The sequence below is a fragment of the Mesorhizobium sp. WSM4806 genome (assembly GCF_055811635.1).
On sequence record NZ_JBVVQZ010000026.1, the window covers coordinates 1 to 25,964 of the forward strand.

The 25,964-nt window shown below is 58.5% G+C and carries 18 protein-coding genes and 9 pseudogenes; 9 read left to right on the plus strand and 18 right to left on the minus strand.

Annotation, left to right across the window (positions count from 1 at the left end; genetic code table 11):
* Both AC0L2M_RS30405 and AC0L2M_RS30410 read right to left on the minus strand, forming a co-directional pair.
* Positions 1-431 (minus strand): transposase (locus AC0L2M_RS30405; RefSeq protein ID WP_473536729.1); only part of this gene is annotated, 431 nt, incomplete at its 3' end.
* Between the two features lie 148 nt (positions 432-579).
* A pseudogene (locus AC0L2M_RS30410) lies at positions 580-708 on the minus strand (IS110 family transposase); the annotation flags it as partial.
* 334 nt (positions 709-1,042) lie between these two features.
* On the opposite strand from AC0L2M_RS30410, the pseudogene AC0L2M_RS30415 reads away from it, so the two are divergent.
* From AC0L2M_RS30415 to AC0L2M_RS30435, 5 genes and pseudogenes are all read left to right on the plus strand, one after another.
* Positions 1,043-1,326 (plus strand): annotated as a pseudogene (locus tag AC0L2M_RS30415) (IS110 family transposase); the annotation flags it as partial.
* Positions 1,300-1,539, plus strand: a complete 240-nt coding sequence (locus AC0L2M_RS30420; protein ID WP_473536802.1) for a recombinase family protein — start codon at positions 1,300-1,302, stop codon at positions 1,537-1,539. The pseudogene AC0L2M_RS30415 and the gene AC0L2M_RS30420, both read left to right, overlap by 27 nt.
* Before the next feature lie 259 nt (positions 1,540-1,798).
* The gene (locus AC0L2M_RS30425) at positions 1,799-2,104 is read left to right on the plus strand and encodes a hypothetical protein (RefSeq protein ID WP_473536730.1); all 306 of its coding nucleotides are present in this window, start codon (positions 1,799-1,801) and stop codon (positions 2,102-2,104) included.
* A gap of 384 nt (positions 2,105-2,488) precedes the next feature.
* Positions 2,489-3,070: a hypothetical protein gene (locus AC0L2M_RS30430; protein ID WP_473536731.1), complete on the plus strand. Its 582-nt coding sequence runs from the start codon at positions 2,489-2,491 to the stop codon at positions 3,068-3,070.
* A 526-nt stretch (positions 3,071-3,596) separates the two neighbouring features.
* Positions 3,597-4,014, plus strand: a pseudogene (locus AC0L2M_RS30435) (transposase); the annotation flags it as partial.
* A 296-nt stretch (positions 4,015-4,310) separates the two neighbouring features.
* On the opposite strand, the gene AC0L2M_RS30440 reads toward AC0L2M_RS30435, so the two are convergent.
* Positions 4,311-5,288, minus strand: a complete 978-nt coding sequence (locus tag AC0L2M_RS30440; protein WP_473536732.1) for a D-alanine--D-alanine ligase family protein — start codon at positions 5,286-5,288, stop codon at positions 4,311-4,313.
* Between the two features lie 326 nt (positions 5,289-5,614).
* Here AC0L2M_RS30440 and AC0L2M_RS30445 point away from each other — a divergent pair.
* Positions 5,615-6,270, plus strand: a pseudogene (locus tag AC0L2M_RS30445) (transposase family protein); the annotation flags it as partial.
* 90 nt (positions 6,271-6,360) lie between these two features.
* Here AC0L2M_RS30445 and AC0L2M_RS30450 read toward each other — a convergent pair.
* The 3 genes from AC0L2M_RS30450 to AC0L2M_RS30460 all read right to left on the minus strand — a co-directional run bounded on the left by AC0L2M_RS30450 (position 6,361) and on the right by AC0L2M_RS30460 (position 9,282).
* Entirely contained in the window at positions 6,361-7,356 is a 996-nt protein-coding gene (locus AC0L2M_RS30450; protein ID WP_473536733.1) for an aldo/keto reductase, read from the minus strand.
* 160 nt (positions 7,357-7,516) lie between these two features.
* Positions 7,517-7,828: a hypothetical protein gene (locus AC0L2M_RS30455; RefSeq protein WP_473536734.1), complete on the minus strand. Its 312-nt coding sequence runs from the start codon at positions 7,826-7,828 to the stop codon at positions 7,517-7,519.
* A gap of 59 nt (positions 7,829-7,887) precedes the next feature.
* Positions 7,888-9,282 (minus strand): MmgE/PrpD family protein, encoded by a 1,395-nt coding sequence (locus AC0L2M_RS30460; protein WP_473536735.1) that lies wholly within the window; start codon positions 9,280-9,282, stop codon positions 7,888-7,890.
* A 961-nt stretch (positions 9,283-10,243) separates the two neighbouring features.
* On the opposite strand from AC0L2M_RS30460, the pseudogene AC0L2M_RS30465 reads away from it, so the two are divergent.
* Together AC0L2M_RS30465 and AC0L2M_RS30470 are read left to right on the plus strand one after the other, a co-directional pair.
* Positions 10,244-10,889: pseudogene (locus AC0L2M_RS30465) on the plus strand (helix-turn-helix domain-containing protein); the annotation flags it as partial.
* 1,234 nt (positions 10,890-12,123) lie between these two features.
* A pseudogene (locus AC0L2M_RS30470) lies at positions 12,124-12,300 on the plus strand (IS630 family transposase); the annotation flags it as partial.
* 13 nt (positions 12,301-12,313) lie between these two features.
* Here AC0L2M_RS30470 and AC0L2M_RS30475 read toward each other — a convergent pair.
* Positions 12,314-12,611 (minus strand): annotated as a pseudogene (locus AC0L2M_RS30475) (transposase); the annotation flags it as partial.
* Positions 12,612-12,620: 9 nt separating this feature from the next.
* Between AC0L2M_RS30475 and AC0L2M_RS30480 the strand changes: the two are divergent.
* Positions 12,621-12,782: pseudogene (locus AC0L2M_RS30480) on the plus strand (IS630 family transposase); the annotation flags it as partial.
* Positions 12,783-12,820: 38 nt separating this feature from the next.
* Here the strand turns inward: AC0L2M_RS30480 and AC0L2M_RS30485 are convergent.
* The 11 genes and pseudogenes from AC0L2M_RS30485 to AC0L2M_RS30535 all read right to left on the minus strand — a co-directional run bounded on the left by AC0L2M_RS30485 (position 12,821) and on the right by AC0L2M_RS30535 (position 25,925).
* Positions 12,821-13,042, minus strand: coding sequence for a hypothetical protein (locus tag AC0L2M_RS30485; RefSeq protein ID WP_473536736.1), 222 nt, complete (start codon positions 13,040-13,042; stop codon positions 12,821-12,823).
* Positions 13,043-13,738: 696 nt separating this feature from the next.
* Entirely contained in the window at positions 13,739-14,758 is a 1,020-nt protein-coding gene (locus AC0L2M_RS30490; RefSeq protein WP_473536738.1) for an ABC transporter ATP-binding protein, read from the minus strand.
* Positions 14,755-15,774 carry an ABC transporter ATP-binding protein gene (locus tag AC0L2M_RS30495; RefSeq protein ID WP_473536739.1) on the minus strand — a complete coding sequence of 340 codons (1,020 nt, stop codon included), beginning with the start codon at positions 15,772-15,774 and terminating at the stop codon, positions 14,755-14,757. Before AC0L2M_RS30495 ends, AC0L2M_RS30490 begins: the two co-directional genes overlap by 4 nt.
* Positions 15,771-16,664, minus strand: coding sequence for an ABC transporter permease (locus AC0L2M_RS30500; RefSeq protein ID WP_473536740.1), 894 nt, complete (start codon positions 16,662-16,664; stop codon positions 15,771-15,773). The genes AC0L2M_RS30495 and AC0L2M_RS30500 overlap by 4 nt, the downstream gene beginning before the upstream one ends.
* Before the next feature lies 1 nt (position 16,665).
* Complete coding sequence (locus AC0L2M_RS30505; protein WP_473536742.1) at positions 16,666-17,604, minus strand: ABC transporter permease; 939 nt, start codon at positions 17,602-17,604, stop codon at positions 16,666-16,668.
* Positions 17,605-17,623: 19 nt separating this feature from the next.
* The gene (locus AC0L2M_RS30510; protein WP_473536743.1) at positions 17,624-19,207 is read right to left on the minus strand and encodes an ABC transporter substrate-binding protein; all 1,584 of its coding nucleotides are present in this window, start codon (positions 19,205-19,207) and stop codon (positions 17,624-17,626) included.
* Positions 19,208-19,757: 550 nt separating this feature from the next.
* Positions 19,758-20,356: pseudogene (locus AC0L2M_RS30515) on the minus strand (transposase); the annotation flags it as partial.
* 662 nt (positions 20,357-21,018) lie between these two features.
* On the minus strand, positions 21,019-22,854 hold the full coding sequence (locus AC0L2M_RS30520; protein WP_473536745.1) for a CocE/NonD family hydrolase: 1,836 nt from the start codon (positions 22,852-22,854) through the stop codon (positions 21,019-21,021).
* A 328-nt stretch (positions 22,855-23,182) separates the two neighbouring features.
* The gene (locus AC0L2M_RS30525; RefSeq protein ID WP_473536746.1) at positions 23,183-24,265 is read right to left on the minus strand and encodes an ABC transporter ATP-binding protein; all 1,083 of its coding nucleotides are present in this window, start codon (positions 24,263-24,265) and stop codon (positions 23,183-23,185) included.
* 4 nt (positions 24,266-24,269) lie between these two features.
* Complete coding sequence (locus tag AC0L2M_RS30530; RefSeq protein ID WP_473536747.1) at positions 24,270-25,097, minus strand: ABC transporter permease; 828 nt, start codon at positions 25,095-25,097, stop codon at positions 24,270-24,272.
* A gap of 3 nt (positions 25,098-25,100) precedes the next feature.
* Positions 25,101-25,925: an ABC transporter permease gene (locus AC0L2M_RS30535; protein WP_473536748.1), complete on the minus strand. Its 825-nt coding sequence runs from the start codon at positions 25,923-25,925 to the stop codon at positions 25,101-25,103.
* Between the last annotated feature and the right edge of the window lie 39 nt (positions 25,926-25,964).

A 25,964-nucleotide genomic window follows, 5' to 3' on the forward strand; every position in this document is an offset into this window, starting at 1 on the left:
TCATCCAGCCGCGCCGTCGCCTCGCTCACCGTCGAGGCCGAGAAGGAATGGCCGCACAGTTCCTCGGTGATCGCCTTGACCTTGCGCGTCGACACGCCTTGCACGTACATCTCGACCAGCGCCGATACCAGTGCCTTCTCCGAGCGCTGATAACGCTCGAACAATTCCGTCGAGAACCGGCCGGTCCGATCCTGCGGAACCCGAAGTTCCAGGACCCCAACCCGCGTCACAAGCTTGCGCTCGTAATAGCCGGACCGGTACCCAACCCGCTCCGTCGTCCGCTCGCCTTTCTCGGCCCCGATCGCCTCCGTCATCTCGGCTTCCAAAGTCTCCTGCACCACAGTCTGCAAAACTCTGCGGAAGCCGTCCTCATCCGACAACAGCAACGCTTTCAACTCGCCTCTGCTCAGTCTAACGTCTCGCTTGGTCATGGCACTCCCTTCCACGGGAATCGGTGATCGCAACGTCACCAGCGTGCCATGGCCGCCTCTCGCCTCAGAGCAAGGGCTGTTCTCTCTCCAAAGCTTTTTGCAGAACCTTCAGGACACTATCCGCGCTTGCGTAGCGCTCTGCCAACGCATCGTTCTTCTGCCGCTTCACAAACGGCTTAACGTAGGCGGGTGGGATCAGCCGCACGTCATGGCCCAGCGCCATCAGTTCACGGCCCCAATGATGTGCACCGCCGCAGGCTTCCAGAGCCGCGGTGCAAGCCGGTTGCGCAGCGAAGAAGTCGAGCACCTTCGCCCGGCTCAGCCGCTTCGAGAAAACGCCTCGACCGCATGAATCCTAACCATGCGCATTGGAACACATTCTTGGCGATATCCAGACCGATCGTGGTAACCTCAGGCACGGACGCCTCCCTTCGAATAATTGCAACTCCATTCTGGCACAGCAATGCCGTCGGGGAGCGTCCACATGGGTAATCGCGGGAGCGAGTCGCCCAGAGAACCAATCATATCCTTGGAGGGAGGCTGTTCCCCGATAGAATGGAAATACGGGCTCACGACCTGACGCCGGCCCAAGCATCTGATGGAGAACAGCCATGGAAGAATATATCGGTCTCAACGTGTCGATGAAAGAGACAGCGGTGTCGATCCGACGTGAAGGCAAGCGCCTCTGGCGCGGGAAGTGCGCCTCTGATCCGAAGATCATTGCCGAGCTTATCCGTAAGCGGGCCAGGCGGCCCAACGCGTGGTGTTCTACATTGGCCCCCTTTCCGTCTGGTTCTGTCACGCGCTACGTGCGGAAAGGCTGCCAGCGATCTGCATCGATGCTCGCCATGCCAAGGCTGCGCTCGATATGGCGCCGAATAAGACCGACGCGAACACGCAAGCGCTCGAGGGCCGGCCGCACCGGAGTGGCTCCGCTGTAGCCCTCGTCGGTGAAGCCCTCATCCGGCATGATGCGGCCAGCATTGATCGTCTTTACGTGCATTCGCCCGACCGGCTGGCCCGGCACTACGCCTATCAGATGCTGTTGATGGAAGAGATCCGTCGGGCCGGGGTTGAGATCGTCTCTCTTGTGGCGCGACAATCCTGATGAGAAGCCGCAGCTTCATTGTCGCGCCACGCTTTCTCAATCGGCCGATCGAGGACGATCTGTTGCTGCAGGTTAGGGGCATGGTGGCCGAGTACGAACAGGGCCAGCGTTATCTTTTGCAAGGGCTCATTGTCTGCCAGCAGCGGCTATGCCTATTACGGCAAGGCCATCAGCCTGAGTTCGGCGTAGGGCAAGAGGTGACTACGCCTCCTATCGCTGCTGCGGCAGTAACACCTACGGTTTTTGGTGGCGAGCGCGTGTGCTCGAACCGACAGGGGCGCGGCGTGAGGTCGAGCGAGTATTGCAGGCCGAGCTTGATTGCAGCGGAACACGAGCGGCGCGTGATTCAGGCCGTGATCCAGGAGCGGCCGACCTGGCTGGCATCGAGACACAACTCGCCAAGCTGCGCCGCGGCATGGGGCGGCTGATCGATGGCTATGCCGAGGGTTTGATCCACAAGGCTGACTTCGAGCCGCGGATCACCGGACTCCCGCAGCCGATCAAGGGGTGGGAAGGGCAGGCTGACGCCCTGCGTGACGAGGCTTCCCAACGTGTAGCGCTGTAGCTGATTGTCAGCCGGCTTGAAGATTTTGCCGGACAGGTTCGTGATCGACTATCGGCGGTGAACTGGTCTCTCCAGCGGGATCTGATCCGCCTTCTGGTCAAGCACCTTGAGATTGATCGCAACGACACGGTGGTGTTCCGTGTCGCTCCGCGCCGCCCGATCCGGGTTCTGGCGGTTCAAACCGTTAGCACCATTGTAGGCGGGGTGCTCAGCCCACTCCTCTCCAATATCTAACCTGATAAGTTAGATCGGTTCGTAGAGGAGAACCTGCTCCCAATCTACAATCGGGATAACCGACGCAGAAATGACCCCAGATTCAACGCCATCATCAACGCCGGTCGGCGGGCACGGGATCGAGGCAACTATGAGGAGGCAAGTGCCTGCGTGAGCAAGCGCAAGCCATGCCTTCCCGTGACCCTGAAGACCCCGATTTCCGACGGCTTTTGTATGTCCGGTATGCGGATGATTGGCTGCTCAGATTCAGCGGCCCCCCGACACGAAGCCGAGGAGATCAACCGGCGCATCGGCCAGCTCCTTCGCGAAACATTGCGGCTGGAGCTCTCCAGGGCAAAGACGTTGACCACCCACGCCCGCCACCATGTAATGTTCAGTGCCGAAAACTGGCCGACTTTTGATTGGAATGGTGGTCGGCTTCAAGTTGGAATGGTGGTCGGCTTCAAGTCGGAATGGTGGCCGGTCTTTGATCGGAATGGCGACCGGCTTCACGTCGGAACCCGCACCCAGACGATCAACGCTTCCTCGGTCACCTCGCGGAGCACGAGTTATCGCACCGCAAGGCATCAGAATATTGGCCAGGGCCCTCGACGATCCGGAAGCAACCCTTTCGCCGGCTGTCGCCGACTCGGCAGAGAGCTTCTCGATCATCTTTCAACATTGGATGACCGCATCGCCGCTCTGAGCGATCGCGTAAGGATCGCAAGAAAGTTGGAGCCGCTCGGCGATTGATGACGATCCCCGTCATCGGTGCGATTTGCGCGCGACAGCATCGTGAAGCAGCTCGTCAGCTGATCGAGGTCGACAAATACGTCGGCCTTGTGCGCCTGCTCGATGGAGCCGGGCCGTAAATGATGACCGACACGCCCGCTTCCTGGAAAAGTCACGCTTGTCGGCCATGCCGACCATCGCCAGCGTCTGCGGTTTTATCAACCCGTCGTTTTTTGTTCTCCCTCATTGGTCCCTCTCCGGGACAGGCTTCCGGTTTCGCAAATTACATGCACGGCCGCGAACGCCGCCCCAAGCCTGATGAGCTAGAGTTAACTCGATCCAATTTGGCGAGCCTTAACTTTTCTTCTACATTGCAATAATGTGACACAAGACAGTGCAAGTTTTGCGCCAAAAGCGGCCCTCCTATGGAATCACCATTTCACACCGCTGTCCGGGTTGCAACGGAACTCGTCGGATTTGCCGCAGGCTCCAAACTTGAGAAGGCGTCCATCGCATGCGAGACAACTGCCGGTAGCATCGCGCAGATCTGCGGATCAACCTGTATCGGCCTGTGCACCTCAAAACGCTGAGGAGCCAGAAGCGGCGAGCCCTGCTGACGGCGCGCAAGCTGCTGTAAGGAAAGGCGATCGCCATTGAAAACGACATTCGCGGACTGTTGCGCAATTTTGGCCTGAAGGTCGGAACGTCGGAGCGTTCAAATACGAGGAGCGTATCCGCGAGCTGGTCGACAGCATGGCTGATCTCCAAAACATCATGGAGCCGCTGCTGACAGCGAGGCGTAAATTCGCCCGGTTGCACAAGAAAGTTCTGGACATCGTGCACAACGATGAAGTGCCGGCTGTTGATGACGATCCCCGGTGTCGGTCCCGTCGTATCGCTAGCATTCACGAGCACCATCGAACATTCCGCAACGGTTCAAGAATTCGAAGGCTGTCGGACCGATACCAGTACTACAGTTGCGTATTGATCGAGGCTTGTAGTGGGCGATGGCGGCATCGGCCTGATGTTGCCTGCGCCAGAGCGGCCAGGCGATGATGAAGGAGGCGCTGATTGGCGGCCAGAGCAGAGCCGCGCCAGGAGGTAGCGGATTTCCGGTACACTGGGCATGAGAGCGGTCATGTCACTGTGAACTCCTGCTCCCAAGCCAACAACGACCCCGACCATGAAACGACAGACATGGCTCCCTCCTTCTTAACCTGCCGAAGGGAATCACAAAATCAATTGATCCGACAACGTAGTATTAGGGGACGCCGATTCCGAAATACCGCGTATGGACGACATCGAGGATGCGATTGATCAAGCTTGAGAAGCTGTATCCGGCGGACCTTGCGGCCAGGACATAAGCCGAAGGCATACTGATGCCCGGCATATTATTGATTTCCAAGACAAAGGGCTGGCCCGAGCGGTCGATCCGTAGGTCAACGCGGGCGTAATCTCGACACTGGCATTCACGGAAGGTCGAAACCGAAATATCCCGCAGCACCGTCGCAAGCTCACTCCCGATTTTGGCCGGGCAAATCCTCGGCGGCAAAGGTTCCCGGCTCAGATGACGGATTTCGCGGTCGCCGAAGTCGTATTCTATCATTGGTAGCACCTCAAGCTCCCCATTTCCAAGCAGTGCGACGGTAATTTCTCGCCCATCGATGTATTCTTCCACGAGCGCATCCTGAGCATACTGCGTTACGATCGCTTCTACCGCCTGTCTCAACTGAGCGGGTTCTTGTACAAGCTGCAATCCGAAGCTGGCTTGTTCTTGACTTGGCTTCACTACCACTGGGAATCGCAGGTCGCCCGTACTCTCGGTGCCGCGACGCATCACGCGAAAGTTCGGCGTCGGCACGCCGCGATCACGGATGAGCCTCTTGGTGATGACCTTGTCGAGCGCCAGCGCATGCCCGAGCGGGCTTGGTCCGGTGTACGGGACGCCGGCCATCTCAAGCATAGCCGAAACGTGGGCGTCACGGCCCTCGCCCTGAATCCCCCACGCCAAGTTGAACACGATTCCCGAGGGACGGCCTTGCGGATCAGGTGGCATGAACCTTTCCAGTGCAGCGATCAGTCCTTTATCGCCTTCGCACAGCAGCGTCTCATGGCCGCCCTCCTGCAGTGCCGCGACTATGTTTTCGACCTGCTCGCGGTCGATGAACTCCGGGCAAGGCTGACCGAATCGGTTGATCACGCCCGTGTTATCTTGGTTCGATACGACGGCTACACGCATCAGCTACTCCTTGAATGCTGCGCGCTGTTGGCATCGCGCGCGCTTGGTTGATCGACGGGAACAACTCGTCTGGACTCAGCGACCTAGCCTGACCTTGCAATCGACGTGCCACCGAAGAGGTGTGCAAGTAGTAAAGGAGAAAACCATGATTTCGTGCCGCGCCGGCGGGATACATGCGCGTCAGAGCGTCGGATTCCCACGTCAGTGTGTCGGGTTTCGCACATAGCCGCCTTCAAAAGGAAAAAACTGAATACGAAAAGGATCACTCCTCAGGAGCCGATCCATCGTCGCTGCGCTGATCGGACTATGGTGCTGCTGCAGGAAAGCTCAGCATTGCGGTTAAGACCGGGGCGATGAAGCCGGCCGACACGCGCAAGGTGATCTAGGACACGACCGTGCAGCCGAATAACGTGATGTTCCCGACCGACGCCAAGCTCATCCACCGGCGCGCGAACGGCTGGTGCGGCTTGCGAAGAAGACGCGGCTCGACCTGCGCCAGTCCTATGTCCGGGTCGGCAAACAGGCGCTGATCAAGCACCAGCTCTATGCCCACGCCAACAGTTCAAGCGGGCCAACAAGGCTCTGCGCAGGCTCAGGACGTATCCCGTACCGTCGGCGACATCTCCCGCCAGATCGCCGGCAATGCGGAACTGGACGCGCCCTTCAAATGGTCGCTCTACCAGGCCTCCACCGTTCTCGAGCAGCGTCAGCGCCAGCGCGGCCGTAAAATCTACAGCTTGCATGCGCACGAGGTGGAATGCATCGGTAAGGGCAAGGCGCACGCGCCCTATGAGGTGATCGGCCACATCAAGAATCGAACACAGAATGGGCCGCAATTACCTCGGTCACACCCAAGGCGATGCGATCAACGCCATCTGGCCGCAGCCGGTTACAACTTCTCCCTCCTGCTCAGGTGCTGAAGGCGTTTTTGTGGCTCTTGATCGCCGCGTTTCTGAACCGGCCGAAGCCGCTTGCCGCTTAGCGATCAATTGTTCACAGTCGACAAAATCGTTTCTATTGTTTCCTGGCAAGCACCGATACTACGGCATCGGGTAGTTGACGGATCCGACGATCAGCGATCGATCCCGGCCATCACCCAGTCGGGGTAGCGATTGCCGGAAACCGTTCCTGTCGCGAGCGTCTCGTCGAGCGTCTGCATGTCCGTGGCAGTCAGTTGGATATTGTCTGCGTCGACATTCTCCTCCAGATAGGCGCGCCGCTTAGTACCTGGGATCGGGACGATGTCGTCGCCCTTGTGCAGCAACCAGGCGAGCGCGATTTGCGCGGGCCTCGCGCCCTTGGCTTCAGCGATGTCGAACACAACCTGAGCCGCCGTCACATTGCTGTCGTAGTTCGAGCCCTGATAACGTTCATCGAACCGGCGGGTATCGCCTTCAGCATATTCCTCGGCGCGTTTGACGCGACCGGCAAGGAAGCCACGCCCCAACGGGCAGAAAGGCACCAACCCGATTCCCAGTTCACGAAGAACCGGGATCACGTCCCCCTCAAGGTTGCGCTCCCAGAGCGAGTACTCGCTTTGCAGGGCCGACACTGGGTGGACTGCATGCGCCCGGCGTAGCGTAGCGTCGCCCACTTCCGACAAGCCGAAGAAGCGAACCTTGCCCTCGCAAACCAACTCCGCGACCGTGCCCGCGACGTCCTCGATCGGCACCTCGCGATCGATGCGGTGCTGATACAGCAGATCAACATGGTCGCTTTGGAGCCGTCGAAGGGATCCTTCTACCGCGCGCCGGATCGAGTCGGGTCGGCTATCGGTTTCGGCGCCGAGCTGACGGCCGTTCTTGTAGCGAAATCCGAACTTAGTGGCGATCATCACCTTGTCCCGCCGATCGCGAAAAGCGCGGCCGAGCAGTTCCTCATTCGTGTACGGACCATAGGCTTCCGCGGTATCGAAGAAATCGCAGCCGAGCTCGATCGCCCGGTGCAGCGCAGTGATCGACTCCTCCTCATCCGCCGGCCCGTAGTACTGGCTCATTCCCATGCAACCGAGGCCGATCGCGCCAACCCGCAGGCCTCGCGTACCCAGTCGCCGCTTGCTTAATGTCATGGGATCACCCTTATGAAAACGTGTAGAGGCAAAGATATGAATTGCGGGTCGTACGGTGAATGCTACAAATCCGCAAAGCTTGCGGGAGTAGGAGAATGGCGAACAATCCGTTTTCCGACATTCTTAAGCTGACGGGGCGGAACGCTGGTGACGGGCGGCTTCACCTCAGGCGGCGAGCGCTGGAAGATCCGCTTCCCGGTCCGAACACGATCAAGTCTTCGCCGTCGTGAGAGTAAGCCGCTGGGTCATTCTCGTGGACGAAGCGCCGATCCGGTTCGCGACCGGCGATGTGGAACTGTTTGTCGGCGCCGCTTTCCTTCGTATGATTCGCCGTCCCGGTGTTGATCCGGTAGATGCAATCACGCTGTTCGCCGGGGCGGGTCGGAACACCATCCAAATCGGCGACGGCTGCTTCCTTCTTTCGGACGATGTGGAGAACCTGCTTTCGACAGCGAGTTAGCACCATTGACATTTTGTTTCATGAAAATCGCCGCTGTATCAGGTGACCTGTGTGACCCCATTCACCAGAGACTACTTACCGCCCACTAGCAGCTCAAATAGCGGCGCCAAAGTGGGCTGCTTATCAAGCTCGCGGATGAAGTCCCCTATCAAACCGAGTTGCTGCTTGGAGAACGGCAGCATCGACATTTCGCCGCAATGCCTGAGTTTCCGCATGCCATCATTGAGCGAAGCTGGGTTTTCCGGATGTCCGAACGGCTCGTCCACACGAATAAAATGTTCTGACCCGCTCTTTAGCCTTACTTTAACCTTTGTCGGCGAATTGCCATGCTGGCTGTGAGTTCGTTCGATCTCTGGATCAACTTCGACCTGGGTAACGGCCATAATCCGACGCACGGCCGGATCCTGGAGCGCTTCGGGATGGAAATCGCGAATTCCGACTTGGCCGCGCTGCGCCGCGACAGAGATGGCGTAAGGCAGGCTGGAACGCGCTACAACCGGGTCCTTTGGATCCCACTTTTGGCCGCGCGGCTGGGCCACAGCACTCTCAGCGCGACGATTCAACCCGAGCTCAATTGAAACAATATCCTCGCCCGTGAAGTTGTGCTTCTTGCGCAGTTGCAGCAGTCCGTCGATCCCGAAATGATTACCCCTGCAAGACGGCCAGGGTTTGAAGCTCATGGAAGCGTTCACATAATCGTGGCCCAGTTTGTCTATAAGCATATCGAGGTTGAACTCTGGTTCGAAGGCCTTGTAGAAACCAGACTTCCCAAAGAACGGTTCCCGCGGGCCATTGAAGCCCACCATAGCTGATAACGCCGACTCAATCCCCGAGCGGGCCCTTAATCCCTGCTGCAGCGCTATAGTATGGGCACCTTCTTCATACATCTGGTATTCGCCCGCAGCATGGGCGTAAGCGATTCCGAACGCATTTCGGGTTTTCTCTTCGTTGAGCCGTAACAACTTGGTACTAACTGCGGCCCCGCCCCAGACCGAGACCATATTGTCGCGGCCCGTATTTGAAGAATATGTGGTAACGCTACGCGCGAGACGCACGTGCAGATCGATAGCTGTTGCGACCGCAGTCAGCAATTCTCTTCCGGTGATAGATGGGTCCCTTTCGGCCAGTGCCAGGGCCGGCGGGATATCATATGAGCTTGCGTGGCAACCGTTGATACAAATCTCATACGTCTCGTCAAAATCAGGGGCTCTGACCGTGGTCGCATTAACAAGGACTGCCAAGCTGGAAGGAAGCTTCTCTCCGGAAACCCAAACGGTGCATTCTGGCTTGCCGCCGGACAATGCGCCCAGTTGGCGCGCGCTGTGCGAAATCGGATCATTCGATCCGCCGATCGCGCACGCAATAGTGTCCAGAATTGAGAGCTTCGCACGTTCTATTGCTTTCTCAGGTATCCTTTCGAAGCCGGAATTGAGGACGTGCCTAATGATTTGCGTCGTGACATCCATTACCTTACCTCTAAATGAAATATGGGGCTGCTAACATCGTACCGATCTGGATCGGCCGACAGGGTTATTGAAGGAGGCCAAGCCGCTGGGCCGCTTTCACGTAAAGCGGACCAATACTCATGCGGCCTTGATCCAGGATGAGCGCTCTTATTGCCATTGGCATCCACTCCCGTTGTGTCCCATGCGGCGGCCTGAGCGTAAATAGGCGCTGACTTTTAATCCTCCCTGACCTCAGACTTGCCGAATATACCATTGTCGACGAGCCTGAATTGCGAAAGTTCTGCAAAGTTGTTTGAAGTATCTTATTGCGATAATTTACTTGACAGAGTTGTTCGGCCGACGATCTGGCCTACCGTCATTCCCCGCTGGGAACCTCAGGCCAGCCTGATCGTATAGGCGGGCCCGCTTCCGAAGGTGGCGATCTGGATGGTTGAAGGATCGCGCTCGCGACTGTTTCAGGGCTCGCCGGCGGTCTCGACGACATGGATCGTGAGCTGTGTCTGGTTCTCGAGAGGGCAAGCGATGGCTTTGCGGACCGGGCGCATCATGGTTCGCTTCGTCCTGTGTTCGACGAACACTCGCGGCGGCGCTTTGCAAGGTCGAGGCGTTGCCGGCTGGGTGCTGTGGGATTGCTGCGGTACGCGGGCACTGGCGTCGCCCCCAGCTCGATTGGACGGGCACTTGCGCGAGGTGCGCAGCGGCGGGGAGTTTGATGTGGGTGCGTGCGCCGTCCAGAGGCCGGCGGCAAGTTGAAGAGCGAAACGAATCCCGAGCCTGATTGACGAGTTGCGAGCGCTCATGGAGCCGGACGCGCGGGGCGATCCGCAGTCGTCGCTGTTTTGGACTGCAAGAGCTAAGCTGCAAAAGTTTAAACTTCATCTGACAGACGGTGCCCTAGGCTGCTGGCGCGGCGTGGTCAGGGTTCGCAGCGCCCGGCCTCGGCGTTGGAAAGGACACTGACATGACCAAGGACCAAAAGATCATCCGAGCCAGGGTGGGGCTGCTGGAGCTGGCCAAACAGCTCGGCAATGTCAGCCAGGGCCTGCAAAATGATGGGCTATTCGCGCGACAGCTTCTACCGCTTCAAGGAGCTTTACGAGACCGGCGGCGAACTGGCGCTGAGGAACTGACGCGCAACAAGCCGCTGTTGGCCAACCGCACGCCGCCCGAGGTTGAGGCGATCATCCTCGAGCTGACGCTGGAATATCCCGCCTATGGAACAGACCCGCATCGCCGACGAATGGGCAAGCTCGGTCACTCGGTCTGGCCGTCGGGCGTCCGCGGGGTGTGGCAGCGTCACGATCTGAACACGATGAAGCAGCGGCTGAAGGCGTTGGAGGCCAAGTTCGCCCAGGACGTATCGTGCTCGCCGAGAGCCAATTGGCGGCGCTGGGAAAGGCCAAGCTGGACAAGGAGGCGCACGGTAAGTTCGAGAGTGAATGCCCGGGCTATTGAGGCGGCCAGGACACCTTCCATGTCGGCAACCTGAAGGGGGTCGGACGCATCTACCAGCAGACCTTGCTCGACGCCTATTCGAAGGGTCGCCTTCGCCAAGCTCTATGACGCCGATCACCGCCGCCGATCTCCTCAGTAACCGCATGGTGCCGTGATCGCACGATCGTCCTGCTCTTGGTGCGCCTCGGGCTGCGGGCGACGTGGCGCAACTCCGCCTTAATGGTGAGCGCTCATCTCATTTGATCGTGAGCAGGGATTTCACGCGATCATGAGCGGCCGCTTCGACCGACCTGTTCATTGATTCAGGTGTTTGCGACTGCGTCAAGAGCATGGGCGCGCAGTGAGTTCAAGGCGGTGAGCGTTGTGAACGAGGATCGCATCACCGAGCGTGGGATCCGCGATTGCTTCATGATGCACATTTCCTTGATCGCCTGGTCTCAGTCGGCGTTGAAGTTGATCGATCTGGTCGCTGGAAAGGCGGATCTACCAAGGCTGGCCTTTCGTGCTTTGCCGACCGTGAGGCCCTGGGCGAGGTAGTATGGTTTGAGCCGTCACGCCGATCGCGGTGGCTGCGCCCTGTACAGAGTAGGTTCCATCAGGCCAGCGCGGCGGATTGGCTGCGACGCCGTGGATCTTGGCTGCAGGGATTCCGCGACGGTGGCCTAGGAGCCAGATGTTCTCATAGCTGAACAGCTTGCCTCGCGCCGAGCGGATACCCTCGTCAAAGAGACCTTCGACAGGCTGGTCGGCAGGGCAGGGAGCACCGTGACTGCCGAGAGTGTCGGCTCGGCCATAAGCCATGTCCGAATCCGGGCCTCGTAAGGCTCCAGCATGCTCGGCCTCTTTGGGTAAATCGGGATTGCCGACGCGGCGACCGTCGACGCCCTCGCCCTAGCGCTCGAAGAGCAGGCCGTAGCGCGCGAGATCGCGGGCGGCGAGGCAGACGCCGCCGTCGACCAGCGGCACACCCGCGCGGTCGCAGGTGATGTGAAAGCATCCCTCGAGGCCTGCGCTTCGACAATCTCGATCAGCCAGTCGCGCAGCGGCCGGTCGCTGACGCGTTCGATGATCCAGCCGAGTACATCGTGAAGGAGCGTGTCGGCCCTTCCTTCTGGCCCTCAGGAGGCAAGCGCCAGCCGTTGGCGGATTCCCAGTTGTAGATCGCCGCGTAGGGGTCGCAAGAGCACGTCCGGGGATCGATGAATCGATTGTGATGTGACGCAAATCGGTTTGGCTGATTCAAAGTCCACTTTTATGAGGTGGATGATGGCGAGAGCACTTGGTGAGGATCTGCGGTCACGTGTCGTGAAGGCTGCGGGTGAAGAATCATCGGCTCGCCAGGCCGCGGCTCGGTTCGGGATCGACCGCAGGGACGACGGCCGGCTCGCGTCTCTCGACGCCGATGCCGACTTCATCGTCGGGATGATCGAGGAGCGCAAGGACATCACGCTGAACGAGATGGTGGAGCGGCTCTTGGCCAGGCGGTCCATGCGCATCGGCCGCAGCACGTTGAGCGGCTGGCCGCGGGGGCACGGCTGGACGTTCAAAAAAAGTCTGCACACGCCAGGGTTCGCGCCAGGGTTGGCGCCAGCACCTGCTCGACATAGGAGAGGAACACGACCCCGTTCATGACGCCGCCGTAGACGACGGGCGCGGTCATTCCGGTCAGCCTTAGCGCGCCGGCGAAGGTCGTGGTCTTCCAGTGCCCGTGCGGCATGCCGGCCCGGCAGCGTTCGCCGCACGGCGCTCTCCCGCGCAGGCGAGCCATCTTGGTCGATGGCCCTGTCTCATCGATGAAGACGAGCTTTGCCGGATCGAGGTCGAGCTGGCCGTCCCCGGCGCTTCAGGATGTCGGGGCGATCTTGCTCCAGTGCGCGCCCTAAAGCCCCGACTTCAACCCCATCGAAAACGCCTTCGCAAAGCTCAAGGCCGCTCCTGCGGGCGAGGGCCGAGCGGACAATCGCAGCCCTATGGGACACCGTCGGCGCGCTGTCGACCTTGTTACGCCAACAGAATGCGCAAACTACTTCAAGGCCGCAGGATAGCTGATTAAACCAGACGTGCTCTAGATCATTGGCGACGTTCATGTCTGCAACTGCTTTGATGGTTGCCTCAGCGTAGCCGTACCGATCTCCGGCAGATAAGTGCCTATTTGCTCGTTGAGATTGACGAGGCCGTCGGCCACCGCACGGCCAAGCATCAGGTTGAGCGTCGGGATGCGGCCTGTCGGGCCCGAAATCCGGCGCATAAGCTTCGTAAAAAAGCGATCGTCGCGCACCACGACCAAAGCTGAGAAATGTGGCATGGCAAGATAGCGTGCGACCTTGGCCGCTTGCCGATTGTCCAGTCAACCTCCTTCCTGAGCGGCAGCACACCGGGCGCGCGCAGGGGCATGGCATAACGCATCGTCGTGTGGAGGTTATGGAAGCAACTGCGGCGGTGGTCGGGCAGGTTCCAGCGCGGCGTGTTGTCGATTACGAGGTCGGGATTGGCGATGGAGTGGAGCGATATGCGGTAGCCTTCGCAGTAGGGGTGTTCATGGGGCTCATAGCACTGTGCGTGTCTTTCAGTGGCCTCATTGCCGATCCAGCGCTGGCTTCTGGCCGCCGAAGATGCTGCCGGGTGAGGGCTTCAAGCATACAGGCCTCAGCGCGCTGCGTTTGGTTGCGACTGGGCATCGGAGTCTCGCCGCCGAGCGACGCCCGCTGGCTCCCCGGCTTCGGTAACTCCGAAGTACGTAGGAATGGCACCCCTCGAAAGGCCCCGTGCGTGCCGGGGCGACGACCGCAGCATGTTTTTGTCGAACTCGATGACGACATTGATGCACGAATTGACCTCGTCGTGCGCCCGGCGAGGCAGGCGCATCGATCGCGGATGCCACTTTGCCCGGAGCGCGGCCCAACCGATGTCATCGTTCCCTATATTCACTCAGTCTCACTTGAGCGACCTTTGTTTCTTCTATTTTCTTCGCATGGGCTACGTGGAGCGATTGTTGGACCAGTTACAGACACCTGTCTCTACTCCAACGGGCGGTTTCGCGCTCCAGCGGGAAATGGCATCTGAAGCTGTGCTCCGTATAATCTGGGCTTCCTGAAGGTTTGGGGAAGACGCGGCCGCAGATATCCTGCGCGTAACGACAACGGGTGTGGAACTCGCAGCCGGATGGTCGCCTCAACAGACTCGGCACCTCACCCTTGAGCTCTATTCGGTTCAGCACCGCATCCGGGTCCGGCTGGGGATTGGCCGCAAGCAGCGCCTCGGTGTACGGATGACGCGGGTACTCAAAGATACGCTCGGTCGAGCCGACCTCAATAAAGCGGCCGAGGTACATGATCGCCATGCGATCGGTCATGTGACGCACTACGTTAAGATTGTGCGTGATAATCAGGATGGCCATTCCGAGTTCGTCCTGAAGCCGCGCGAGAAGATTGAGCACCTCGCCCTGCACTGAGACGTCGAGGCCCTCGGTCGGCTCATCGGCGATAATCAAGTCAGGATTCAGCGCAAGAGCACGCGCGATACCCACGCGCCTGGCCTGACCTCCGGAAAGCTGATGGGGATAGCGGCGAGCAAAATCCGCAGGCAAGCCGACCATCCGAAGCAGGCGCTCCGCTTCGCCTCCGGCATCGCGCCGTTTTAATCCATGGATGCGAAAAGGCTCTGTCAAGAGCGATCGAACAGTCAGCCTCGGGGAGAGTGAGCCGACGGGATCCTGGAACACCATTGCCATGCGCCGCAAGTAGGGCTTCCGTCCAGGCCCGGTGAGTTCCTCAATTTCCTGTCCATCGAAGCTGATGCTGCCACTCACAGCCCGCTGCAAACCGATTATCGTGCGCGCGATGGTGGATTTTCCTGAGCCGCTTTCACCGACAAGGGCGAGCGTCTCGCCCTTGCGGATTTCAAAGGACACACCGCATACCGCGTCGATGAAAGGGGCTTTCGTCCCGGTCGCGAGCGCTTTCAGCGGACCCATGGTACGGAAGCGGACCCGTAGGTCCTCAACCCGAAGCAGCGCGCTCATGCCGAAACCAACCGCTCTTCGTCGAGCAGATGGCATCGCGCGACTTGGTCCAGGCCGATGCGGTACTCGACCGGGTTCTCTTGCAAGCAGCGATTAAAGGCCTGGGGACACCGGGTTCGGAAGATACATCCTTTCTTGCTGCCAAGTAGACTGGGCACCTCGCCGGGTATGGTCGGCAAAGTGCGTGTGCTTATTTTGATACGCCCGGGATCACACTCAAGCAACGCGCGGGTGTAGGGGTGAGCAGGATTGTGGAAGATGTCTCGGACCGCCCCCTGCTCCACCACTTCGCCCGCATACATGACAGCGACCCGGTCACACAACTCAGCCACCGCGCCGAGGTGGTGGGAGACGAAGAGAATCGAGCAACCAATTTCTTTTTGCAGATCCTTGAGCAAATGAATGATTTGCACTTCCAGCGTTGCATCGAGCGCAGTGGTTGGCTCGTCGGCGACGAGGAGCGCTGGTTTCACCAGAAGCGCCATGGCAATGCAAACACGCTGACGCATGCCACCGGAGAAGTGATGCGAATAGGCGCCGATCCGGCTTTCGGGATCGGGAATTCCGACCCGGTGAAGCATCTCGAGGGCACGAGCGCGTTTTTCGCTACGGCTTCCTTGTTCGTGGTGCTGGATATCGATCATCTGGCTCTCGATGGTCCGCACCGGATTGAGCGCGGTCATCGGGTCCTGGAAAATCATCGAAAGACGATCGCCGAGCAGGCTCCGACGCGCCTGAACGGGCATTTTGAGCAGGTCTTTGCCTTCGAACAGGATGCTGCCGGCTATCACATCCGCGTTTTGGGGAAGCAGGCCCATCACTGTGTATGCGAGCGTCGATTTTCCAGACCCGCTTTCGCCGACTATGCCAACCACCTGGGCGGCCGGAACATTGAGCGACACGTTACGCAGGGCATGAATGCGCCCACGCGGTGTGCCGAAATCGAGATTTAGGTCGCATATCTCTAGAAGCGGGCGACTGGATGAGAGCGGCGGTCTCGGATCATCTCGTCTCATAGGTCTTTCCGCAGCTTGGGATCGAATATGTCGCGCAGCGCCTCGCCTAGGAACGTGAAGCCAAGCGTTGCGAGAACGATGGGAATACCGCCGGCTATGACAAGCCAGGGCGTCTGATCGATGTAGCTATAGCCATCGTTGAGGATAGCTCCCCAATCGGGCGTCGGGGGCCGTACGCCCATTCCCAGAAAGCTGAGACCCGCCTCCACGGCGATGACGGCAGGAACGTCCATGCTCACCAGAATGAGAAGCGGGCCGAGCACATTAGGCAGTATGTGCACGGCGAGAATGCGTGTCGTGCCGGCACCCATGCTGCGCTCCGCGGCGATGTACTCACTGCTACGCAGCGCTTCTGTCTGGGCGCGCACGACACGCGCGTAAATGGGCATAGACGTTATTGCGATAACTAGAATGACACTCGCCAAGCTTGGTCCCAGAAGCGCGATCATGGCCAGCGCAAAAATGATACCTGGAAACGAGCGGATCGTATCGAAGAAAAGCAGGAGCAAATTGTCGAGCCAGCGTGGACCGAACCCGGCGATCAAACCAAGTAATAGGCCGACTGCCAGTGAACTGCCGAGGGAGGCGAAAGCGACAAGGAGCGGGATGCGGCCGCCCATGATAGCGCGAGAAAACGTGTCGCGGCCCAGTTGGTCGGTACCCAGCAGAAAGTCCAGTGAAGGTGCAGCCAAACGCGGTCCGACCATGATCCGGATCGGATCATGCGTGATAATCAGTGGAGCGAAGATCGCGATTGCTGCTATAAGTATGACAAGCACTGCTCCGAGCATGCCCAGGCGGTTTTTGCGAAATTCCCTCAAAAACGTGCGAAAGGCGCCGGTATCAATGGCATCGCTGAGTTCGGGACGGATGGCTTCCATACTCACCATGTCAGAGCTTCTCCCGGGATCGCGGATCGAGGAATGCGTTGACCACATCGGAGAGCGTCGTAGCGCTAACAATGAGGAACGTGCTCACGAGCACGACGCCCATCACAATCGGATAGTTGCGCGTATTGACCGCGTTCACAATCAAAGCGCCGATGCCAGGTCTCGCGAAGACCACTTCGATAAAAACCGCGGATGAAAGTAGCCAACCTATGCCTACGCTGAGGATGGTCACGGTCGGCAGGATCGCGAGCGGCAGCGCGTAGCGCGCAACAATGCGCCATTCCGAGATTCCGAACGAGCGAGCCATGCGCACGTGGTTTTCACTTAGGATCTCAAGCATTGATGCACGTACCAGTCGGGAAATGTAGCCGACCCAGCCAATCCCCATGGCAAAGGCTGGGAGGATGAGATGGATAAGTCCGTCCCAGAAACCGTTGCCGGCTCCGACCGCTGGCAACCAGCGCAGAGTCACCGCAAAAATCATCAACGCGTAGACCGCCACGACGAAGGAAGGAATTGCGATCGTGGCGACCGTCACGACGCCGGCCACCTGATCTACCAAGGAATTGCGCCGCATCGCTGAGTAGCAGCCGAGCGGAACGGCTATCACGACCGCCCAGAAGATCGAGACCAGAATCAGTTCGATCGTATAAGGCAATTGCTGAAAGACAATGTCGGCAACCGACCTCTGACTGAATACGTCAAAGCCGAGATCGCCGTGGAGCAGCCCGCGGAAGAACATGGCGATCTGCACGACAAGCGGCTTATCCAACCCCATCTGCTGATGCAGCAGCGCCATCATTTCGGATGTCGCCCGGGGTCCAAGCAGAACCGCGGCAGGATCGCCGGGCACCGCTCTGATCATCAGGAACAGCAGCGTCACCGCGGTCGCAATAATTGCGACCGCGAGGACGGTTCTTTTGAGAAGATAGAGCCACATCTACCTAGACCAGTCGAACTTAAACCGGTTTGAATTCGACATAAGACGGTCGTCCGTCCGGGCGGGTTGCAGGCTGCATTCGAGTAATGCGGTACATGATCGGTGACGCACCGGTGGTCAGGAACCGGTAGGCGCCTGAATCCTCCATCAGATCCTGCATCTCTTGGTAAAGTTTCGCGCGCTCGCCCGGGTCGTAGACCGTGATCGCCTTTGCGTGGAGCTCATCGTAACGCTCGTTACTGAATCGCTCCCAGTTCCATTTACCGATTTGATCACGTGTATAGCCGAACATACCATAATACGGCTCCGGCACCATGCTGAAATGCTGGATGATGAGTTGCATTTCCTTCCAGCGATCGCCTTTGGATTCCATGCCGATCGTGTAAAACGAGCCGGAATCTTGGGCGTTTATCTCGGCGGCAATGCCGATCTGCGACAATTGCGCCTGCAGCACTTGGGCCATTGTCAAATACTCGCTCTGGTTTAAACAATCGATGGTCAGCGTAAGATCGCTCACACCGGCCTTTTCTATAAACGCCTTTGCCTTTGCGAGGTCGCCCTCCGGCGGGACGAGTGCTCTATCGCGATACCCAATTAGACCTCGTGCAAGTACGCCGGTTGCCGCCTCCGCATAGCCCGCATAGGCTGAATCTAAGATCTGCGGCACATTGATCGCCCACTGGATCGCCTTTCGGACATTGATATCTTTCAGCTTGGGGTGGTCGATATTCATGCCGACATAGGTGAAGTCGAGTGAGGGCTTTTCCTCGACCTTAGTGTCAGCGGGCGGACTGCTCTTGAAATTTGCAAGTGAATCGACGCTAATAGAAGTGAAATCGACGTCGCCGGCCTGATAGGCGCGTTCCGCCGTCTTGATATCAACAATCGGCACGATACGGATTTCGTCGAATCCCGGCTTCGGGCCAGACCACTCCGGATTACGAGTCAATAGCACCTGCTGCTTCGGCTTCCAATCGGCGAAAACATACGGGCCAGAGAAGGCAGTAGGCTTCATGCCAAAACCGCCGCCATCCTTGGTTGCTTTCACAACTGCAGCCTCGGAAACAATATGGCCTAAGCCGTAGGGAAGCGCGAGGGTCCAAGCCGGCGCGAACGGCGCCTTGAATACGATTACGCCTGTATAGTCATCCTCCAATTCGATGTGATCAAGCGGGCCAAAATCATCACTTTGGGTTGATTTTAGCTTGATCGGACGCTCAAACGAGAATTTGACATCCTTGGCGGTTAGTTCGCCGTAGCCGTCCGAAAACTTTATGCCTCTCTTGAGTTTAAAACGGACGTGGGTCGGATCGACTTGTTCGATTTTTTCTGCCGCTTCGAGTTCCCAGCCCCATTCAGAACCCGCCTTATACCGGATTAGCTTCGAATAGATGCAGCTCATTACCTCGGAGTTTTCGTGCCCTCCGTAGTACGCGGGGTCGAGTTGGCCGACATCCGCAGATGAGCGCACCGTGAGCACTTTGCCCTCGGCGGCCCAGATGGCTTGCGAGAGCGGCATGCCGGCAGCTACGATTCCTCCACCGAGCGCGGCACCGGTTTTGAGAAGAGTTCGGCGGCTCACGCTGCCTGCGACGTGATTCATGATTTCTTCCTCCCTTTTGGTTAAGCGATCCGCTGCTCGCTTTCAGACTAACGCAACTTAGTTTAGTGCAACTCCCGAGCGGGGATGTGCAAAGTGAAACCGATCCGCGCAGGAAAACTGCAATCTCTTACGATCATCCGCAGAGGCCCGCTCTTTTTCTGCAGCGACGTAGCCGCTGCTGTACTACGGGAGATGTTAATTCCTTCGGCTTAGGCACACGTAGGGCCGCCAAAACCGGACAGGGCGGAGGGAGAGTTCCGACGAGCACGAGAAGGGGAGTGGTGGGAACCGCAGGATCGCCGTTTTTCGAAACAATCCGCTGCCACTCTTTCGAGCGTGGTACTCGGTTCGCCGCAGAGCTTCATCGAAAAATATCTCCGATAATCCGGCTCAGTCTGGAAGATCGACCTCGGGATTGCCGGCTCATCTGCGCCGCCCCCGCAGTGGCGGATTGCGAAGAAGTACGGCAAGAAATGATCGAGGTCGTCCGGCAGTTTGATCGAAACAGAAGTCCGCGGGGATGCCACCCATCCCCGGGTTAGCCCATCACCTCGTCGGCCTTGGCCTTTGAGAACTTCACCGTCCAGCGCGCATCCCGGTCCTTCTGACGCAATTTGCCTGGTCTGTTCTTCCATTCGTCCGGCACCTTGCCCGCCTTGATGTCGGCCTTCTCGGCGTCCGTGTTGCGCTGCTTGGGCGCCGCCACAATCGTCGCGTCGACGATCTGCCCGCCCATCGCCAGATAGCCGGCCTTGCTGAGGTGCTTGTCAAAACGGGCAAACAGGTTCTCCACTGCCCGGGCCTGCGTGAGGTGCTCCCGAAACAACCAGATCGTTTTGGCGTCGGAACCTTGTCGCCGAGCCCCAGCCGGAGGAAGCGCATGAAGGAAAGCCGGTCCTGGATCTGAAATTCGGCCTGATCGTCCGAGAGACTGTACAGCGCCTGCAGCACCATGATCTTGAACATTATCACCGCATCAAAGGGCGGCCGGCCGCCTTTGGCGCCATCGGAACGCTTCAGCGCCTTGGCCAGCGGCTTGCGAAACACCTCCCAAGGCACCACCGTGTTCAGCTTCTCCAGTGGATCGCCGGCCTCGCTCAGCCGCACATAACGCTCATCAATGTCCCAGAACCCCGCCTGTCCCCGCATCCAACGCCTCCGAGCAAATCACCAGGCGAAGTGAATCAAAATGCGTTCCAAGGCCGGGGATTGGCTCGGTGACGACGTAGAAGTGCTCTGCGGCAGGCTCCGCAACAGGTGGCAGCTTCCGTTCAAGGTTCACGATCCCGACTGAACGCGTGTCTGGGACGCCGTTAACAACTCCGAAAGAGCGTGGGTTCAGGTCGTCGGGTATAATAGCGCCCGCTTGGAACTAGATTTCCCTGAATGCAGGCCGCCAGGCGCTGAGTTCCTTTAGGGATAAACGACCCAAGTTCTCCTTCAGTGGCACCTGTCGGCTGCCTGAATTGGCGAGCGACGACATCACTGCGTCCAGTATCGGAATTGGCGCCAATCCACGCCTTCCTGAAGGCCACCTCAAGAAAGGCCTCTGGACGAGCAAGCCGAGACGCTGCTCGGGACCGTCACGGCCATCTGCACGCTGACAAGAAAGCCGGTTTTGGTCACCTCTATGCGCCGGATCCGAGCCACCCCCTGCTTGGCGTGAGGAGGGTGCTGGGCGCCTGGCCTGCGGGCTTTCCACGAAGTGGATGCAGCCACCATTTCGGCCGCGCCCTGCAGATCCTGCAGCGGATGAGCGTGGACGCGCGTGCGCTCTCCGATTGAAGACCGTCACGTTGAGGGCGTCCGTCTCACGGCACCAGCGGCAGGATGACATGCGAGGGGTGGCCGCGGTCGTGGTAGATGCAATTCTCCGCAACCACACCCGCGGTTTCAGTGACATTGTCGCCGCCGGTATTCAAGTTGCGAGCGAAGTGCGGGAAGCTGCTGCTCGCCACCTGCACGCGGATGCGGTGGCCGGGACCGAACCAATTGCCCGTCGCCGCCATGTTCACATCGATGCGATAGACTTTCCCCGGCGTCATCAGACTAGGACGGCTATAATCCTCGAGATAGCGCACCGGCGCCTTATAGGCCTCGCGATAGCGCGCTCGCGCGATACCTTTTTGCAGATTGAAAACCCGGCCATCGGGATAAACATCGCTCAATGTCACGACGAAGTCGGTGTCCCGCGCGGATGATGAAACGTAAAGCACGGCGCGCAGTGGACCCGTCACCTCCACGCCTGACCGAAGCGGCTCGGTTGTGTAGACCAAGCGGTCAGACCGTAAGTCGACCTCGCGCTGGTCCGCGGCGCTGCCGGAGGCATCGCATCGACGGATGGCTTCAGGACTGGGGGTGGGATCGGCAGGATCGTAGCGATAGTGGTCGGCGGGTCCCGACGCCATCGCTGTGGACAGCTTGCCGTCGCCATTACTAGTGTTCGCGTGTCCCCCGCTGCTGAAGTAGAAGGGGGTGAATCGAGTGCCCGGCAGCGGCCATTCGTCGGCGGTCTTCCAGCGGTTCGCCCCCATCAGGTAATATTGGACGTGCGGCATGTTGAGATCGCCCTTGCCGTCGCGACGCAACCAGTGGTCGTACCAGCGCAGATAGATCGACCAGTAGTCCTGGCGGACGTCCCCGACGTCGCGCTCACCCACTATGAACGGCGTCCGGGCGGATTCGCTCTGACAATGACCGGTGGGGGAGATGATTACATACTGATTGTGCCGCGCGCGTTCCGTTGTCGACTGTTTCTTGAACCCATTGAACAATTCGAAGGTGTCGTTGACCGCATTGTCATACCAGGATTCGACCCACAGTGCAGGCACGTTGGGACACGACTTCTCGTCGAAGGAGGCGAACTGCCGCCAATAAGGGTCTCCCAGTTCATGAGTTACCACATCTCGCCAGTCGTTGGGGAAACCGCCTGCCCGTTCGGTCATGTCGGCAAGGGGCAGGGTTTTCAGGAATTCCTGGAGGTCGATGTCTGGACCGCTCTGGGATGTCCGATTGCCGTCTGTGCGGAACCAATCGAATGCCCAGCCGAGCTCCGGCACGCCGGAGTTGATAAACCCACCCAGCTTGTTACGAATCGCGGTGCCTGAGCCCTGCGGCAGGATGGCCGCCAGGGCAGGCGGGCGCCGCGTCGCAATCATCACCTGGTTGATACCAAGCGACGAACAGCCGTACATGCCGACCTTACCGTTTGACCAAGGCTGCGAAGCCACCCAGCCGACGGTATCGTAGCCGTCGTCGGCATCGTTGTGTGGACGGAAAACGCCCTCAGAACGGAAGCGGCCGCGAATGTCCTGCACCACGACCGTGAAACCCTGGCCCGCGAACATATAGGGGACGCCGGCGTGCGTATTCAAAGCGCACTCGCGATAGGGCTCCTTGTTGTACTGAGTCATGATCAGGATCGTCGGAAGCCGCTGCCCGGCGCCCCGCGGACGATAGATGTCGGCGTAGAGTCCGACCCCGTCCCGCATGGGGACGCGGACATCCTGCTCCAGATCCACCTCGAACTGGGGCTTTGGAAATGGCACGACGCCGGGATCGGCCGCTTGGCCGCTGGCGGGTGCGGCAACCTGGCCGGTGGGGCGCGCGCGCGCCTGCACGTTCGCCATCGTTGAGTCCTGGGTCATCTTGACGCTCCTTCGGTTGTCGGGTTGATGAGCACTGCGCGACTGTCACGTTGGTAACAAAGTGTCGGGTCGTTTGCCGGTCTAGCTTGCGGGCCATCTCCACGCGAGGAGCACGCCCCAAGGACCGGCTTGCGAGCTTATGCGCGAGACGATGGGCGGCGCTGTGAACACCTCGAACCGGCGCGCGGGCTCGTGATCGCTGGATTTAGCATAAGCTCTGAAATCGTCATGTGCCGAAGCCCTCAAGAGCTTCCCAACATCGTCCCTCACGTCAACGCGCGAAAGGTGCCACCGGGACAGCGCTTAGAATCAAAGACGCTCTGAGATCTTAGAACACGAGGACATCGGATGCCGAAAAGAGGACAACTACAGGCTGTCCAGCAACGAATTCCGGAACTCTCCCGTAATTCTTGCGGATCGCGAGTAACCGGACCTTACCCGCCAATTCGACGACCACGTGCACGTCGGCGCCAAGGGGCGCAATATCGATCACAACGCCGGTCAGTAGATTAGAATCGTAACCTTCCGTCACCTTAGCCGCAGCGCCGTCAATGATCTCGATATTTTCCGGCCTAACGCAAAGGTCGGCACTGCCTTGCCACCCGGATGGGGCTGATCTCGCCCGAATTTCGAGTCCATCGCCGGTGACATAGGAGCTAACGTCACCCGGACCGTCACGCCTCGATCCATGGAACCAATTAGACCTCCCCACGAATTCGGCGACGAACTTGTCGGCTGGCGTGTCGTAGACCTCAGTCGGTGATCCCCGTTGTACAATCCTTCCTGCATTCATTATGACGACCTCATCACTCAAACTGAGAGCCTCTTCCTGGTCATGCGTGACGACGATCGTAGTCGCCCCGACCGATCTGAGGATCTCCTTCAACTCAATGCGCAGTTCCAGTCGAAGCTTCGCGTCAAGCGCCGACAAAGGTTCGTCTAGAAGGACAACTTGGGGATCGATCGCGAGCGCTCGTGCGAGTGCCACACGCTGCTGTTGGCCGCCGCTCAGCTCTCTCGGGTACCTGCTTTGCATACCGGTCAATCGCACGAGCGAAAGCATTCGGTCGACGTGAGAAGGTATCGCTGATGCCTGCGTTCTGCGGTACCGCAAGCCGTATGCGATATTTTGGGCGACCGTCATATGAGGAAAGAGAGCGTAATCCTGGAAAAGCAGGCCGACGTTGCGCTCATAAGGCTTCAGTTGGCTAACGTCTTTGCCACCGATTTCCACGGATCCGTTATGGTTCGAGGTAAAGCCCGCGATTATGCGAAGAGTAGTCGTCTTTCCGCAGCCGCTTGGCCCCAGCAGCGAGATCACGCGCCCACGCTCTACCTCCAGGGAAACATCATCGACCGCTAAGAGTTGTCCATATTTTTTGGTGACGTTTTTCAGTTCGAGGACATTCATAAGATCAAACCCTGTAGGGACCCTGGCCTATTACTCGTTCCAGACCGAGCGCGCGATCCAGAGCAAACAGCATGATTATAACCAGCCCCGTCAGCACCACCGCGGCCGCAGCGAGCGTAAGGTCAAATTGCGATCTCATCAGAGTAAGGAGCGCTACTGGAAGTGTATAGGTTTCAAAATTGCTCAGAAAGACACTGATCACCAGCTCGTCCATGGATAACGCAAATGCGAAAACCGCCCCCGCAACAATGCCGTTCTTGGCCAGCGGCAACGTGACCGTGAAGAATGTCTGCCGCTCGTTCGCGCCGAGGTTCAATGCCGCCTCCCGAAGCGTTTCACTTACCCCCGAAAGCGCGATTAGTGTCAGCCTTATCGTAAAGGGGAGCGAGATGATCAGATGACCGGCGAGCAGCTGCGGAAACAGCGGCAACCAAGTGAAACTCGACAAAAACATAAGCAGTCCGAACCCAAGTACAACCCCGGGCAACAGGAGAGGCGACAGGAATGCCGTAGTGAACAAGTCGCGCCGCTGAGGCGGCATTCGGTTGATCGCCAGCGCCGCCAACGCTCCAATTACGGTGGCAAGCACGGTCGTTGCAATCGCCAGCTGCAGGCTTGTGTAGAGGCCAGACCACAAATAATCATTCTTCCACAATTTGACATACCATTGAGTAGACAGGCCAGGCGGAGGAAACACTCCAATGTAGTTGCGCGAGTCGAAGGACATTAGAATGGTTATGATCACTGGCAAAAGCAGAAAAAATGCCGTTAATAGCGTAATACATCTTATGAAAACGGTGATACCTAAGTCAACGATTCTTTTGGTGAGCAATTTTCAGCTCCGATCAAACAATGTAGTTAATCTGGAGAGAGCGAAAATTAACAGCGCCGAAAGCACCAACATGACGATAGCGATCGCAGCCCCGCTCTGGTGATTGGCAGTTTCGCTGAATCGACTGTAAATAAGGTTTGAGATGAATACTACGCGCCCACGCCCCAGTATCCAAGGTATGACGAACGCACTTACGCCAAATGTCATTGACACCAGAAATGTCGCGACTAGTCCTTTGATGCACAAGGGCACTGTTACCGTTAGGTGAGACTCCAGTTTCGACGCTCCCAGGGACTGAGCAGCTTCCGTCAAGCGGGGATTAAGGCTCAATATCGGTCCCATCAAGATCAAGACAGACAAAGGTATCTCATAATGAAGCAATCCCGCGATGATGACTAAGTTGGTGTAGGTGTCACCATTAATGTTGACACCCAGGAAGGTGGTGATCGGTGCAAGCATCCCAACGGAGCCGAATGTCAACTGAATTGCAAAGATCCTAACTAGTGCACTCAGGAACAACAGGCCGATGAACGCGGCTATCCAAGCCTTTTGCACGCGCGGGGAGGCGTTCCTTGCAATGTTGTAAGCTATTGGAAAGCCAATCAGAATAGCGAGAGCGGACCCGCAGAACGACAGGAAATACGTTTGAATAAAGTAGCGGGCATATGCTGGGTGAAGAAGTTCAGTATAATTCTTTACAGTAAGCGGAACCCCTTCCACCCCTCCGATACGGCCGGGTACGTATGCGCGAAAGCTCTCCTCGAGAACGAGCAACAACGGGAGCAGAAAAAATAGCAGAAATACGGCCACCGCAGGCAGCAGTAGCATTAGGCTCACTCTCGCAGGGATCACTAGTTCTCTCCACCC